Source organism: Bacillota bacterium, assembly GCA_040757205.1.
Lineage (GTDB): Bacteria > Bacillota > Desulfotomaculia > Desulfotomaculales > Desulforudaceae > Desulforudis.
In genome coordinates this window covers 1-14,814 of sequence record JBFLXL010000011.1, presented here as the reverse complement: position 1 = coordinate 14,814, position 14,814 = coordinate 1, and the positions used below count along the sequence as shown (strand labels likewise).

The following is a 14,814-nucleotide window of genomic DNA, read 5'->3' as shown; positions in this document are numbered from 1 at the left end:
GAACCATTGTTCTACTTCGGTTCTATTGCTACAATATAGGAGCAGCCCGGCAGGGTTGCGATGAAGCAGGAAACCCGCGAATTCGCTTATTCCAGGAAACTCCTGAACAGAGCGAAGGGATGGGCGGTTCACTTATCGCTATCACTTTGTCGTGATTTGTTTTGGAGGTGGTAACGTGGCCGCCGGGAAAGACATCGCCGGACTGGCGCGGCTGATCAGGGAATCTGCCCGCACGCTGGCGCTCACCGGGGCCGGGATCAGCACGGCCAGCGGCATCCCCGATTTCCGCAGCCGCGGGGTCGGCCGGTGGGAGAAGGTCGACCCGATGGAAGTGGCGAGCGTCCAGGCTTTTCAGCGCGATCCCGCCGCCTTTTGGCGGTTCAACATGGAGTGGTGGCTGGAGTTCGCGAACGCCGAACCCAACCCGGCGCACCACGCCCTGGCCCGCTTGCAGCAGGAGGGCCTGCTCCAGGGCGTCATCACCCAGAACATCGACGGCCTGCACGTGCGGGCGGGTTCAAGGACGTGGGAGGTGCACGGTCATCTGCGGACCTGCCGCTGCCTGGGGTGCGGCGCGCGGCACGAGTTCGCTTTCCTGGTGGACCGGTTTCAGTCCGGGAAGAATCCGCCGCGTTGCCCGTGCAACGGCCTTCTACGGCCGGACGTGGTCCTGTTCGGGGACGTGTTGGGGGATGATTTCGAGGCGGCTGTCCAGGCTCTGCACGGTTGCCCGCTGCTGCTCGTCGCCGGCTCGAGTTTGCAAGTTTACCCGGTGGCCGCGCTGCCCCGCTTCGCCCGGCGGTTCGTGATCATCAACCGGGACCCGACCCCCTGGGACGATGCGGCCGAAGTCGTATTGCGGGGGGACCTTGTGGAGGTATTCAAAGGACTGCTTCAGGAACTTGAATTGTAGGAAAAGTTGAAAGACATTGCCACGCCGCGGGTTCCGTGCTACAATACCTTACATCAACGGGTGGTATCCCAAAGGGGAACTACACCTGGTTTTGGTGGTCCGTAAAACTTAAAAGCGCAAGGCCGCTTGGAGCCGTTTTAGGACCGAGACGGTGGGTTCTTCAAGAAATCCCGCGGGTCTGTCCGGGGTTTTTTGCTTTCCTGGCGGCCGTGAGGATTGGATGATTGGAGTATGGTAATGCCGGACAATGACCGCAAGGTTTGCATAGTGGGCGCGGGCCGGGTGGGCTCGACGCTGGCCTTGGCCCTGCAGCGCCGCGGCTACGAAATTGTGGGGGTGGCTTCCCGCAGCGAGCAGTCCGCCCGGCGTCTGGGTGAGCGGCTGGGTTGCCCCTTTACGGTGCGTCCGGCGGAGTGCACCCGGAACGCCGCCGTGGTGCTCATCACCACCCCGGACCGGGAGATCGGGGCCGTGGCCGCGGCTATCCAGTCCCGGGGCGGCTTCGCGGCCGGGCAACTGGTGGCCCACACCAGCGGGGCCACGCCGGCCGAGGTCCTGGCCCCGGCGCGGGCGGCCGGCGCCGACGTCGCCTCCCTGCACCCGCTGCAGTCGTTCGCGGACGTGGAGACCGCTTTGGAACGTCTGCCCGGGTGTTACTTCGGGGTGGAAGGGGACCCCGCCGGGGTCTGGCGGGTGCGGCGCCTGGTGGAGGACCTGGGGGGAGTGCCCCTGGAGGTAAACGCGAAAGACAAAGCGCTTTATCACGCGGCGGCATGCGTGGCGTCAAACTACCTGGTGGCCGTGATCCACCTCGCCACCGAATTGTTGGGCCGGTGCGGCTGGACGCGCGCGGACGCCCTGAAGGCGCTCGCGCCCCTTGTGGACGGTACCCGGGAGAACGTCCGGAACCTGGGCCCGGTGCGGGCGCTGACCGGCCCGGTGGCCCGCGGCGACCGGCCGACCCTGGAATGGCACCTGGCGGCCCTTGCCCGCCTTGATGACGGTTATGAAGGAGTCTACCGGGCCCTGGGGGCCTACACCGCCGGCCTCGCCCGGGAGCAGGGCGCGCTTGGCGCCGTGCAGGCCCGGGAGCTGGCCGCCTTGTTTGAGGGGGTTTTGGACCGTGGCTGACAAACGGCTCACGACGCTGGACATCCGCCGCAAGAAAGAAGAGGGGCGTCCGGTCACGATGCTGACCGCCTACGATTACCCCACCGCCCGGCTGGTGGACGAAGCGGGGATCGACATCGTCCTGGTGGGGGACTCCGTGGGAAACGTCGTCCTGGGGTATGACTCGACCATTCCGGTGACCATGGTCGACATGATTCACCACACCCGGGCGGTGAGCCGGGGGGTGAAGCGGGCCCTGGTGGTCGGCGACATGCCGTTTCTTTCTTACAACGTGGACCGTGCGGAGACGGTTCGCAACGCCGGGCGCTTTTTACAGGAGGGCGGGGCGCAGGCCGTCAAGATCGAAGGCGGCCGTGAGGTCGCCGAAACGGTGCGGATTCTTGCCGGCACCGGAATTCCGGTGATGGGGCACATCGGGCTGACGCCGCAGTCGGTACACCAACTGGGCGGTTACCGGGTCCAGGGCCGGGACGCGGCGTCGGCCAAGCGGCTTTTGGAAGACGCCCGGATTTTGGACGAAGCCGGAGTGTTCGCCGTGGTGCTGGAGTGCGTGCCGGTGCCGCTGGCCCAAAGGATCACGGCGGCGGTGAACGTGCCGACCATCGGTATCGGTGCCGGCCCCCACTGCGACGGGCAGGTGCTGGTCACCCATGACCTGCTCGGGCTCTACGGCGGTTTCACCCCGCGTTTTGTGAAGCGTTACGCCGACCTGCACACGGAGATCAGCCGCGCGTTGCGGGAGTTCCGGGAAGAGGTGGATTCCGGCCGGTTCCCGGCGGAAGAGCACGGCTTCGCGATGCCGGAGGAAGAGTGGACGGAATGAGAAGAATTCAGGAGTCAGGAGTCAGAAGCCGGAAGGTGAATTCCGCGGCCGGTTCTCTGAATTCTGGATTCTATCTGGAGGAGTCAAAATGGCGGTACAGAAGAGTCCGGGGCAAGGTGCAGCAAGTCCCGGGGCGTTCCCGGACATGGATGCTTGTCCTCCCAATTCGATGAGCCTGGTCAGGGGGCAAGGTACAGCAAGTCCCGGGGCGTTTCCGGATTTGCGGGTCTGCGGGACTGTGGCGGAGATCCGGGCGGCGGTTGCGGACTTTCGCCGGTCCGGCGGGGTCGCGCTGGTGCCCACGATGGGTTACTTTCACGAGGGGCACCTTACGCTGATGCGCGAGGCGCGCCGCCGTTTCCCGCACGTGGTGGCGAGCATCTTCGTCAACCCCATCCAGTTCGGTCCGGGCGAGGATCTGGAGGCCTACCCGCGGGACTTGCCACGCGACCTGCGGCTGGCCGGGGAGGCGGGCGTGAAGTGCGTATTCGTCCCCGACACCGGCGAGATGTACCCTGATCAAGCGCGCACCTTCGTGCAGGTCGACGGTATCGACGGGGTCCTGTGCGGGCGCAGCCGGCCGGGGCACTTCCGGGGCGTGGCCACGGTGGTGGCGAAGCTCTTCAACATCGTCCGGCCGGACGCCGCCTTTTTCGGCTGGAAGGACGCCCAGCAGGTGCTGGTGGTCCGCCGTTTGGTGCGGGACTTGAACCTGGACCTGGAGATTGTTGCCGTGCCCACCGTACGCGAACCGGACGGCCTGGCCATGAGTTCCCGGAACTCCTACCTTTCCCCGGCTGAGCGCCGCGCGGCGACCGTGCTCTACCGGAGCCTGCTGGCGGCCCGGGAGGCCGTCCTGGCCGGCGAAGGCCTGCCCGCCGTGAGGGACCGGCTGGCCGCCGCGATCGCGGCCGAGCCGCGGGCCGGCTTGGAATACGCTGAAATCCTGGCGCTGCCCGGTCTGACCGCGCCCGGTCCCGACGACCGGGAGCTGCTCTTGGCCGTGGCGGCCCGCTTCGGGCGGGCACGCCTGATTGACAACGTGATGGTCCGGCTGCCGGGCGAACGGTCCGCGCAAAGAGTGGCGGCAAGTATCCAGAGGGAGGCCTGAAGATAATGCACCTGAAGATGCTCAAGTCTAAAATCCACCGGGCGAAAGTGACCGGGACGGACCTAGACTACGAGGGCAGCATCACGGTGGACGAGGAGCTGCTGGAAACGTCCGGAATCCTGGCCTTCGAACAGGTACAGGTGGCCAACCTCAGCAACGGCGTGCGGTTTGAGACGTACGTGCTCCCGGGTGTCCGGGGGTCGGGCGTGGTCAATTTGAACGGGGCGGCCGCCCGCTTGGCCGTGCCGGGAGACCTGGTGATCATCATGGCTTACGCCTGGTGTTCCGAAGACGAGGCCTTGGGGTGGGCGCCACGGGTGGTGCTGGTCGACGGCGAGAACAAGATCGCCAGGGTTTTGCCCGACTGAGGGGTTTGGGTCACTTGACATGACCGGGCCGGAGAAATAGCATGACGGTAACGACGCCGGGTAGTTCGAGGGGCGAGTTCCATCAGGTCCGCTTATAGAGCGGCAAGGGGTGGCACGGTGGAAATATCCGACGAATTAGTTGCTGAGATAAACGCGCTGCGCCGGATACGCAAGGCGATAATTCTCAGCCATTATTATCAGCGCCCCGAAGTCCAGGACATTGCCGACTTTGTGGGGGATTCGCTCCAGCTTTCCCGGACGGCCGCCGCTACCGAGGCCGAGGTGATCGTCTTTTGCGGCGTGCACTTCATGGCCGAGAGCGCGGCGATTCTTTCCCCGCACAAAACGGTGGTCCTGCCCGACCTGCGGGCGGGGTGTCCCATGGCCGACATGGCCGGGGTGGAGTCGTTGCGCAGCAAAAAGACGGAACTCGGTAACCCGGTGGTGGTTTCCTACGTCAACACCACGGCGGACGTCAAAGCCGAGAGCGACATCTGCTGCACTTCCGCCAACGTGGTGCGGGTGATCGCGTCCATTCCCCCGGACCGCCGGATTCTGTTCGTGCCCGACCGGAACCTGGGGGCTTGGGCCGCCCGGCAGGCCGGAAGGGAATTGGTGCTGTGGCCCGGGTTCTGCTGTGTGCACGACGATATCCTGCCGGAACACATCCAGCGGGCGAGGCGCAAGCATCCGGACGCCCTGGTGGTGGTGCACCCCGAGTGCCGTCCCGAAGTGATCGACCTCGCCGACAAAGTGGCGAGCACTTCCGGAATGGTGCAGTTCGTGCGGGATTCCAGTTTCAAAGAATTCATTGTCGGCACCGAGGAGGGCATCATCCACCGGATGACCAAGCTTTGCCCCGGCAAGAAGTTTTATCTGCCGTCCAGGGGCATGATATGCGACAGTATGAAGCTCACCACCCTGATCAAAGTCCGTGATGCCTTGAAAAGACTGGAACCCCGGGTCACCGTGCCGGAACAAATCCGAAACCGCGCGCTTCAGTCTCTGGAGCGGATGCTGGCCTTGTAGCCTTCCTCAATTACGTTTTCAGCGGATTGAAAGGAATGAGCCGGTCGTTAAGGGCCGGCGCCTCGCCTAGGACTTGGGTGAACAGGAGGCCGAGCGTGTGTACCTGGTTGATTTCGACACCCGGGCACTGCCGGTGGAAACGGTCGACTATCTCGTGATCGGGAGCGGCATCGCCGGTCTGTACACCGCCTATCTGCTGGCGCGGTCGGGGAGGCGCCCGGTCGTGCTGACCAAGAAGATGGTTGAAAACACGAGCACCGAACGGGCACAGGGGGGAATCGCGGCCGCCATCGGCGCTGGCGACTCCCCCTTTTTGCACCTGGAGGATACCCTGGAGGCCGGGGCGGGTCTGTGCGACCCCGAAGCCGTGGGCGTCCTGGTCACGGAAGGGCCGGAACGGGTGCGGGACCTGGTGGAGATGGGGACCTGTTTTCAGCGCACGGATAACGGTTTTGCCCTGGCCCGGGAAGGGGCACACCGCCAGCGCCGTATCCTCTACGCCGGCGGCGACGCCACCGGCGCCGAGATTCAGCGGTGTCTCTGCTTCCAGGCCGGCGAGTGCAGCATCCCCTTGCTGGAACACAATTTCGTCGTCGACCTGCTGGTGGAACACGGCCGCTGCTACGGCGCCCTGGTATTCAACGAGCCGGAAGGCCGGCTGAAGGTTTTTTACAGCCAGGCGGTGATCCTGGGGAGCGGCGGGGCCGGGCAGTTGTTCCGCCAGACCACCAACCCGCCGGTGGCTACCGGAGACGGCATCGCCGTCGCCTACCGGGCGGGGGCCGAAGTGACCGACCTCGAGTTCATCCAGTTCCACCCGACGATGCTGGCGGTACCGGAAGGTCCGCCGTTTTTGATTTCCGAAGCGGTACGCGGTGAAGGGGGTGTGCTGCGGAATGTGCGGGGCGAGCGGTTCATGCCCGGCTTCCACCCGGGCGCGGAGCTGGCCCCCCGGGACGTGGTGTCGCGGGTCATACTGAGCGAAATGCAGGCCACGGGCGCGGACCACGTTTTTCTGGACGTCACGCACCTTCCGGAGGACACCCTGCGGCTGCGCTTCCCGACGATCACCCACACTTTAGCCACGGTCGGCCTGGACATCAGCCGGGACTGGATTCCGGTGGCCCCGGCGGCGCATTATATCATGGGCGGGGTGCGGACCAACCTGCACGGGGAGACAGCGATCGAGGGCCTCTACGCCTGCGGTGAGGTGGCCTGCGCCGGCGTGCACGGGGCCAACCGGCTGGCGAGCAACTCCCTCCTGGACGGGCTGGTGTTCGGCGGCCGGATCGTGGAACGCATCCTGTCCCGGCCCGCGGTCCCGAAACCCAACCCGCACTTTGCCTATTCCGGGCGGCGCGAGGCGCGGCCGGTCGACTACCCGGCCCTGCGGGAAGAATTGCAGGCGCACATGAGCACCCATGTCGGCTTAAGCCGCGAAGCGGAGGGTCTTGAACGCACTCTCGAATTCTTCCGGCGTCACGAGTACCTGGAGCTTTGCCCGGCGCAGACTCCGGAGGCGATGGAAACCCGCAATCTGTTCCAGATCGGGGCGCTGGTCACCGAGGCGGCCGCGGCCAGGCGCGAATCTCGGGGCGGGCACTACCGCGCCGATTATCCGGAACCCAGAGAGTGCTGGCGCAAGCACATCATTTTAAAGAGGGCTTTGACACGTGAACGAGCTTGAACTGGATCTACTGATTCGCAAGGCCCTGGCGGAGGACATCGGTGCGGGGGACTGGACCACTACCGCCACCGTTGCCGCCGGAACCCGGGCCACCGGCGTGCTGCGCAGCCGGGAAGCCGGGGTGGTGGCCGGACTGGAGGTGGCCCGGCGGGTTTTCGGCGTGCTGGATCCCTCGGTGGAATTCCGGAACCGGGTTGCAGACGGGGAGCGGGTACAACGGGGCACGGTGCTGGCCGAGGTCAGCGGGGCGGCGCGCCCCATCCTCTCCGGTGAGCGGGTGGCGCTGAATTTCCTTTGCCGCCTGTCGGGAATCGCGACCCGGACCCGACGGCTCAGTGAGTTGGTCGAGGGCTATCCGGTCCGCCTGGTGGATACCCGCAAGACCACGCCCGGTCTGCGGATGCTTGAAAAATACGCCGTGCGGGTGGGCGGCGGGCACAACCACCGCTTTGCCCTTGACGACGGCGTGCTGATCAAAGACAACCACATCGCGGTCGCCGGCGGGATCACCGCCGCCGTGCGGTCCGCCCGGGCCGCCGCTCACCACCTGCTGAAGGTGGAAGTGGAAGTTGAGGATCTGGACGGGGTCCGGGAGGCGCTGGCCGCCGGGGCGGACGTGATTCTCCTCGACAATATGCCCCCGGCGCTGATCGAGGAAGCCGTGCGGCTCGTGGACGGGCGGGTCTTGCTGGAAGCGTCGGGAAACGTTGACGAGCAGAACATCCGGGAGATCGCCGCCACCGGAGTGGACCTTATTTCCCTCGGCCGCCTGACACACTCGGTCCCGGACCTGGACATCGGACTGGATCTCGAACGGCCGGGGAGCTTTAGCCCCCGGGGTAGGTGACCGAGACCACCCTCCCAAAAACTGTAATTAAATGGCAGACCGTTTTTAAAATAACGAAACACCCCGCCCTCGAGCGAAGTGCTCCAGACTGATCGCTGTTTATCAAAAGCCTAATATAATTCAACAGAAATGTCAAGCATAACCTTTTGCCGGTTACAATTGGAGCAGGGGGTGGGCTGGATGAAGTCTTCCGTGCTGGAATATCTGAGGACAAGCCCGCACTACGTCTCGGGGGAGGAAATCTCCCGGAAACTGACCATTTCGCGGACGGCGGTTTGGAAGCACATCCGGGCTCTCCGGGCGGAGGGATACCGGATTGAAGCCCGTTCACGCTTGGGTTACCGCTTGCTCGCCGAGCCCGACCTCGTGGCGCCGGAGGCGGTCCAACCCGGCCTGAAAACGGCTTTTTGCGGCCGCAATTACGTGTACCGTCCGACGCTTTCTTCCACCAACGATCACGCCAAGGAGTGGGCCCGGCGGGGGGCCCCCGAAGGGACCACGGTCGTCGCCGAGGAACAGTCCGGCGGCCGGGGCCGCCTGGGCCGGAATTGGGTCTCGCCCCGGGGCGGGCTCTGGTTCTCGGTCGTACTTCGTCCGCCCCTGCCGTCAGCGCGGGCCCCGGAGGCCGTGTTTGTGGCGGCGGTGGCCGGGGTGGACGCGCTGGCCGCTTATCCCGGCATCCAGGCCGGGCTGAAATGGCCGAACGACTTTGTCTGGCGCGGCCTGAAGCTCGGCGGGATCCTGACCGAGGTGACCGGCGAACTGGACCGGATCAACCACCTGGTGGTGGGCATGGGTCTGAACGTTAACCTGGATCAGCGGGACTTTCCACCCGAACTGCGGACCCGGGTCGTGACCGTCCGGGAGATCACTGGAGGAGACGTCTTGAGACCCGAGCTTTTGCGGGGGTTGCTGACCGCCATGGAACACTGGTATCTGGTCTGGCTGCAGCAGGGCTTCGCTCCCGTGCTCGCGGCTTGGAAAAGGCACAACGCCTGCCTGGGACGCCCGCTGCGGGTTACCACCCCGGAGGGCGAACTGCTGGGCCGCGCGGTGGACGTGGACGTTGACGGGGCTCTGTTGCTGGACACCGCCGGGGGAATCCGGCGGGTGATCACGGGCGAGTTACATATGGAGAGGGAAGGGTGGGCAACGTGAAAACGATCCTGGTGGTGGACGTGGGCAACACCAACATCGTCCTGGGCGTCTGGGCGGGAGAAAACCTGCTCGCCCACTGGCGTTTGAGCACCAAGCGGCACTGGACGGCCGACGAGTTCGGGATCCTGCTCAAGCAGTTGCTGTCCGACCGCGGCCTTGGGACGGCGGGCATCCAGGCCGCCGTGGTCTCGTCGGTCGTTCCGCCCCTGAACACCACCGTCGACCAGGCTTGCCGGCAGTACTTCGGAGGCCCCCCGCTCCTGGTCGGCCCCGGGGTGAAGACCGGGATGCCCATCCGGTACGAAAACCCGCGGGAGGTGGGCGCAGACCGGATCGTGAACGCGATCGCGGCGCAGGAACGCTACGGCCGGCCGCTGATCCTGGTCGACTTCGGCACGGCCACCACTTTCTGCGCGATTTCCGTCCGCGGCGAATACCTGGGGGGAATCATCACCCCCGGAATCAGCATCTCGTGCGAGGCGCTGTTCGAGCGGGCGGCCAAGCTGCCCCGGGTGGAACTGGTGCGCCCGCCGGCCATCATCGGGCGGAACACCGTGCAAAGCATCCAGTCCGGGATTATTTACGGCTACGCCGGATTGGTCGACGCGCTCGTGCGCCGGATGCGCACGGAAATGGAGGGCACCCCCCGGGTGGTGGCCACCGGCGGGCTGGCGGAACTGATCGCGCGGGAGACCGAGACGGTGGAGGTCGTCGACCCGTTGCTGACGCTTTTGGGGCTGCGCCTGGTATACGAGCGCAACCTGACCACGCCAGAAGGACTGAAACAGTGACCTTCAAAATCGGTGCCGTCACCCTGCCGAACCGGGTCGTGTCGGCCCCCATGGCCGGGATCACCGACCGCGCTTTCCGGGATCTGGCCCGGGAGATGGGCTGCGGCCTCACCTGGACCGAAATGATCTCGGCGCAGGCCCTGATGCACGGAAACCGCCGGAGCGCTGAGTTTTTGGCCGTATCCGGGGAGCACCCGCTCGCCGTCCAGATTTTTGGTTCCGGCCCGGGCGTCCTGGCTCACGCTGCCCGGCTGGCGGCCGAAGCCGGGGCCGATATCGTCGATCTCAACATGGGCTGCCCTACGCCGAAGGTCGTCCGCGGCGGCGAAGGGGCGGCCCTTATGCGTGACCCGGAAAGGGCCGGGCGGATTGTGGCGGCGGTGGCGGCGGCCGTACCCGTGCCGGTGACCGTGAAGATGCGCAAGGGATGGGGTGAGGGTTATCCCGGCGCCGTAGAGCTGGCGCGGGTGGCGGCGCAGGCCGGTGCGGCCGCGGTCACGGTGCACGGGCGCCTCCGTTTCGAGTTCTTCGGCGGCCAGGCGGACTGGGGTGTGATCGGGGCGGTCAAACAGGCGGTGGACATACCTGTGATCGGCAACGGGGACGTAAAAAGCGGTCCGGACGCGGCGCGGATGCTGGCCGAGACCGGGTGCGACGCCGTAATGATCGGCCGGGCGGCGCGGGGCAACCCCTGGGTTTTCAAGCAGGTGCGCGAATACCTGGAGACCGGCCGGGAACCCCCGCCGCCGACTCCGGAGGAACGGGTGGCCATGGCCCTGCGCCACTTCGAGCTGCTGATTCGGTACAAGGGCGAGGACAAGGCCGTCCGGGAGATGCGCAAGCACGCCGCTTGGTACACGCGGGGTTTGCGCGCCTCGGCCCGGCTGCGGGAACGGCTGCACACCGCGGACACGGCCGCCTCCTTGCGCCGTCTCATCACGAGCCTTAACGACCGGGGTCTTTAGTTACCTACAGTGGCGCGGGCGAGTTTCGGCGCGAAGTGCTTCTTGCCAAAAAACCGGAGAGGTTGCTAAAATGGGTTATTGGTGCGAGGAGGTTTGACCACTTGGACCGGTTTGCCTTCGTTATCCATCCCCTCAGCGTAAGCGACGTATCACGAAAATTCAAGTTCGCCCGCCGGTTTCCGGACAACTGGGTAGAGGCCGCCCTGCGGCTTTTGCCCCCGGTGAAGACGGCCGAGATTACGGGGGTCCGCTCGGGGTACAACGAGGTTGCCGGCTGGTTCGTCTCCTGCCCGCTGACGACGCGGCAGATAATGAGCCTTGATCCCGGGTATGTGCTGCGGAAGGTCATTGAAGCCGGAAAGAAGGCCGAGAAACTCGGGGCCAAGATCCTGGGGCTGGGGGCCTTCACCAAGGTGGTGGGGGACGCCGGCATATCGGTGGCCAAGGCCCTGGACATTCCCGTAACCACCGGCAACAGCTACACCATCGCCACCGCCATTCAGGGCACCCGGGAGGCGGCGCGGCTGATGGGTCACGACTTGGCCGAGGCCGAGGTTGCGGTCGTGGGGGCCGCGGGGGCCATTGGTTCCGTGTGTGCCCGGATCCTGGCCCGGGAGGCGAAACGCATGACCCTGGTGGGCCGCAACCAGCAGAAGCTGGAGTTGGTGGCCGATTCGATCATGAGCGACTGCGGGTTGGCGGCCCGGATCACGCCCGACCTGACGGGGGCGCTCCGCAGTGCCGACGTCGTCATCACCGTCACCAGCGCGGTCGACACGATCATCGAGCCCGAGCACTTGAAGCCGGGCGCGGTCGTCTGCGACGTCGCCCGCCCGCGGGATGTTTCCCGGCGCGTGGTTGAGTTGCGGGACGACGTGCTGGTGATCGAGGGCGGCGTGGTCGAGGTCCCGGGGCCGGTGGACTTTCAACTCGATTTCGGTTTTCCGCCCCGGATGGCCTACGCCTGCATGGCCGAGACGATGATCCTGGCCCTGGAGGGGCGTTTTGAAAACTTCACCCTGGGCCGGGAGCTGACGGTCCGGCAGGTGGAGGAAATCGCCGCCCTGGCCGAAAAACACGGCTTCAGAACGGCCGGGTTTCGCAGCTTTGAGCGGGCCGTCTCCAAGGATGAAATCGCCCGGATTGCGGAGAATGCCCAAAGACGGCTTGACAAGGGAGAACACGCTCATTATAATTGACCAAAGTCTTGACGAGGCTCAAAGGCACTGCCGGCCTGAATCTTGCAGTGCCTCAAACTTTGTCCGGTTGAATAAAGGGTTCCGGGGAGATATATAAATGGTTGTTAGCACACTAGGGTCTTTACCCCCGTGACAGCGTCGTGTAGATCTAAGGCCAATATTAAGGAGTAGAGGAACGTGTCGGTAGAAAAGAAAGACATGATTCTGACGGTTGCGGGCTTGCGCAAACTGGAGGGGGAGCTGGAGCACCTCAAAATGGTGAAGCGCCGGGAAGTGGCCGAGCGGATCAAACAGGCCATTGAGTTCGGCGACATCACCGACAGCTCGGAGTACGAGGACGCCAAGAACGAACAAGCTTTTATCGAAGGCCGGATCATCACGTTGGAGAAAGCCTTGCGCATCGCCAAGGTCATCGACGCCGAGGACGTGGGCACCGAAGAGGTTGGCATCGGTTCCACGGTACGCTTGAAGGACTTAAACGGCGGAGACGAGCTGCAGTACACCATCGTCGGCTCGATGGAGTCCGATCCCCGGGCGAACAAGATTTCCGACGAGTCACCGGTGGGCCGGGCCATGCTCGGCCAGCGGGTGGGCAACATCGTTGAAATCCTGGTGCCGGCCGGGACGTTGAAATACCAAATCATCGGCATTATGCGTTCGGAGCTTTAGCAGGCGCTTTTCAGGGGGACGGTCAATGAGCGGCCACGACCAGGAGTTGCACGAACTGTTGCGGGTGCGGCGCGAGAAGCTATACCAACTGCAGGCCCAGGGAGTGCCGGCCTACGGCGGACGCTATGAACGCACCCACTCGGCGGCGGCGGTCGTGGAGGACCATGAGCGGCTCGAGGGGCGGGAGCTGAGTCTGGCGGGGCGCCTGATAGCCAAGCGGGGCCACGGCAAAGCCGCCTTCGGGGATCTTCAGGACGGGTCCGGCAAGGTACAGGCCTACTTCCGGCTGAACGAACTGGGCCCCGAAAAATACGAGCTTTTCAAGGCCCTGGACATCGGGGACTTCATCGGCGTCCGGGGCACGGTCTTCAAGACGCGCACCGGCGAAGTGACCGTGGCCGTTTTCGATTTCGTCTTGCTGGCCAAGTCGCTGCGGCCCCTGCCCGAGAAGTGGCACGGTCTTAAAGACGTCGAACTCCGGTACCGGCAGCGCTACCTCGACCTGGTCATCAACCCCGGGAGCCGGGAAGTGTTTATCACCCGGAGCCGGATCATCGCGGCGATACGCCGCTACCTGGACGAAAACGGCTTTCTCGAGGTGGAAACGCCGATGATGCAGAACCTAGCCGGCGGTGCGGTCGCCCGCCCGTTCAAGACCTATCACAACGCCCTGGGCCTTTCCTTGTTCCTGCGGATCGCGCCCGAACTCTACCTCAAGCGCCTGTTGGTCGGCGGGTTCGACAAGGTGTACGAAATCAACCGCAACTTCCGGAATGAAGGGATCTCCACCCGGCACAACCCCGAGTTCACCATGCTCGAAATCTACGAGGCGTACGCGGACTACCACGACATGATGGGCCTGACGGAACGCCTGATCGAAAGCGTCATCGAGCAGGTCTTCACGGAACGCGTTTTCCCCTACGGTGAACAGCAGCTTGACTTCACCGTTCCCTGGCCACGGTATTCCATGCTGGAGGCGGTTAAGGAGAAGACCGGCTTGGATTTTGAAGCCCTCTCTTCGGAAGAGGCCGCCGCCGCAGCCCGGGGCGCCGGCCTGGAGTTCGACGCCGAGCCGACCTGGGCCGAGGCCGTCAACGCCGTGTTTGAGGACCAGGTGCAGCCGCAATTGGTGCGGCCCACCTTCATCTATGACTATCCGCTGGAACTGTCGCCGCTGGCCAAGCGGCGGGAGGACGCGCCGCACCTGGTCTACCGCTTTGAACTTTTCATCGCCGGGCGCGAAATCGCCAACGCCTTCTCCGAGCTGAACGACCCGGTGGACCAGCGTGAGCGGTTCCAAGCCCAGCTGGAAAAGCGCAGGCGCGGCGATGAAGAGGCCCACGTGTTCGACGAGGACTTCATCACCGCTCTTGAGTACGGAATGCCCCCGGCCGGCGGGCTCGGCATCGGGATCGACCGCCTGATAATGCTCCTGACCAATTCGCCGTCCATCAGGGACGTTATCCTCTTCCCTCTTTTAAGACCGCGCGAAGACTGACTTATATTGGCTGAATGTACCGAGCCGGTCTTGACATCGCCGTGGCCGTATGTTAAATTTATAAGTACGAGGACGGCGCAGGCAAAAAATACTAGCCAAAAATGGTTGACTAACAGGCGGTCCGGTGTTACACTGAGATTTGTGCGCTGCGGAAGCGGCGCTTTACTAACTAAGATGGTCTTTGAAAACTGAACAGTGGTGAATTAGGTAAGGTTTTGAGCTATTTATGGAGAGTTTGATCCTGGCTCAGGACGAACGCTGGCGGCGTGCCTAACACATGCAAGTCGTGCGGGAGTAGAAGTCAGATGACCTCTGACTTCTATTCCAGCGGCGGACGGGTGAGTAATGCGTGAACAATCTGCCGTCAAGACTGGGACAACACCGGGAAACTGGTGCTAATACCGGATAGTTTCCACCGGCGGCATCGTTGGTGGAGGAAAGTCGGCCTCTTTGCAATGCCGGCGCTTGGTGATGAGTTCACGTCCCATTAGCTTGTTGGGGGGGGTAACGGCCCACCAAGGCGACGATGGGTAGCCGGCCTGAGAGGGTGGCCGGCCACACTGGGACTGAGACACGGCCCAGACTCCTACGGGAGGCAGCAGTGGGGAATCTTCCGCAATGGGCG

At 64.5% G+C, this 14,814-nt stretch carries 14 protein-coding genes and 1 rRNA gene; all 15 read left to right on the top strand.

The features are described from left to right. Nucleotides 1-175 precede the first annotated feature (175 nt). The gene (locus AB1402_08415; protein MEW6541620.1) at nucleotides 176-913 is read left to right on the top strand and encodes a Sir2 family NAD-dependent protein deacetylase; all 738 of its coding nucleotides are present in this window, start codon (nucleotides 176-178) and stop codon (nucleotides 911-913) included. 237 nt (nucleotides 914-1,150) lie between these two features. Then, on the top strand, nucleotides 1,151-2,044 hold the full coding sequence (locus tag AB1402_08410; GenBank protein MEW6541619.1) for a DUF2520 domain-containing protein: 894 nt from the start codon (nucleotides 1,151-1,153) through the stop codon (nucleotides 2,042-2,044). After that, complete coding sequence (gene panB / locus AB1402_08405) at nucleotides 2,037-2,867, top strand: 3-methyl-2-oxobutanoate hydroxymethyltransferase (GenBank protein MEW6541618.1); 831 nt, start codon at nucleotides 2,037-2,039, stop codon at nucleotides 2,865-2,867. Before AB1402_08410 ends, panB begins: the two co-directional genes overlap by 8 nt. Before the next feature lie 88 nt (nucleotides 2,868-2,955). Then, nucleotides 2,956-3,978: a pantoate--beta-alanine ligase gene (gene panC / locus AB1402_08400; protein ID MEW6541617.1), complete on the top strand. Its 1,023-nt coding sequence runs from the start codon at nucleotides 2,956-2,958 to the stop codon at nucleotides 3,976-3,978. Nucleotides 3,979-3,983: 5 nt separating this feature from the next. Continuing rightward, the gene (gene panD, locus AB1402_08395) at nucleotides 3,984-4,346 is read left to right on the top strand and encodes an aspartate 1-decarboxylase (GenBank protein ID MEW6541616.1); all 363 of its coding nucleotides are present in this window, start codon (nucleotides 3,984-3,986) and stop codon (nucleotides 4,344-4,346) included. Nucleotides 4,347-4,463: 117 nt separating this feature from the next. Next, on the top strand, nucleotides 4,464-5,375 hold the full coding sequence (gene nadA / locus AB1402_08390) for a quinolinate synthase NadA (GenBank protein ID MEW6541615.1): 912 nt from the start codon (nucleotides 4,464-4,466) through the stop codon (nucleotides 5,373-5,375). Nucleotides 5,376-5,472: 97 nt separating this feature from the next. Next, complete coding sequence (gene nadB, locus AB1402_08385) at nucleotides 5,473-7,062, top strand: L-aspartate oxidase (protein ID MEW6541614.1); 1,590 nt, start codon at nucleotides 5,473-5,475, stop codon at nucleotides 7,060-7,062. Continuing rightward, complete coding sequence (gene nadC, locus AB1402_08380) at nucleotides 7,049-7,909, top strand: carboxylating nicotinate-nucleotide diphosphorylase (protein ID MEW6541613.1); 861 nt, start codon at nucleotides 7,049-7,051, stop codon at nucleotides 7,907-7,909. Before nadB ends, nadC begins: the two co-directional genes overlap by 14 nt. A 180-nt stretch (nucleotides 7,910-8,089) precedes the next feature. Beyond that, nucleotides 8,090-9,067 (top strand): biotin--[acetyl-CoA-carboxylase] ligase, encoded by a 978-nt coding sequence (locus AB1402_08375; GenBank protein ID MEW6541612.1) that lies wholly within the window; start codon nucleotides 8,090-8,092, stop codon nucleotides 9,065-9,067. Next, complete coding sequence (locus tag AB1402_08370) at nucleotides 9,055-9,858, top strand: type III pantothenate kinase (protein MEW6541611.1); 804 nt, start codon at nucleotides 9,055-9,057, stop codon at nucleotides 9,856-9,858. Before AB1402_08375 ends, AB1402_08370 begins: the two co-directional genes overlap by 13 nt. Continuing rightward, the gene (gene dusB, locus AB1402_08365) at nucleotides 9,855-10,823 is read left to right on the top strand and encodes a tRNA dihydrouridine synthase DusB (protein MEW6541610.1); all 969 of its coding nucleotides are present in this window, start codon (nucleotides 9,855-9,857) and stop codon (nucleotides 10,821-10,823) included. The genes AB1402_08370 and dusB overlap by 4 nt, the downstream gene beginning before the upstream one ends. 101 nt (nucleotides 10,824-10,924) lie before the next feature. Further along, nucleotides 10,925-12,022 (top strand): shikimate dehydrogenase, encoded by a 1,098-nt coding sequence (locus AB1402_08360; GenBank protein MEW6541609.1) that lies wholly within the window; start codon nucleotides 10,925-10,927, stop codon nucleotides 12,020-12,022. 198 nt (nucleotides 12,023-12,220) lie between these two features. Continuing rightward, a complete protein-coding gene (gene greA, locus AB1402_08355) occupies nucleotides 12,221-12,691 on the top strand; it encodes a transcription elongation factor GreA (GenBank protein ID MEW6541608.1) in 471 nt (156 codons plus the stop codon). 25 nt (nucleotides 12,692-12,716) lie between these two features. Continuing rightward, on the top strand, nucleotides 12,717-14,189 hold the full coding sequence (lysS, locus tag AB1402_08350) for a lysine--tRNA ligase (protein MEW6541607.1): 1,473 nt from the start codon (nucleotides 12,717-12,719) through the stop codon (nucleotides 14,187-14,189). Nucleotides 14,190-14,412: 223 nt separating this feature from the next. Next, a 16S ribosomal RNA gene (locus AB1402_08345) occupies nucleotides 14,413-14,814 on the top strand; the annotation flags it as partial.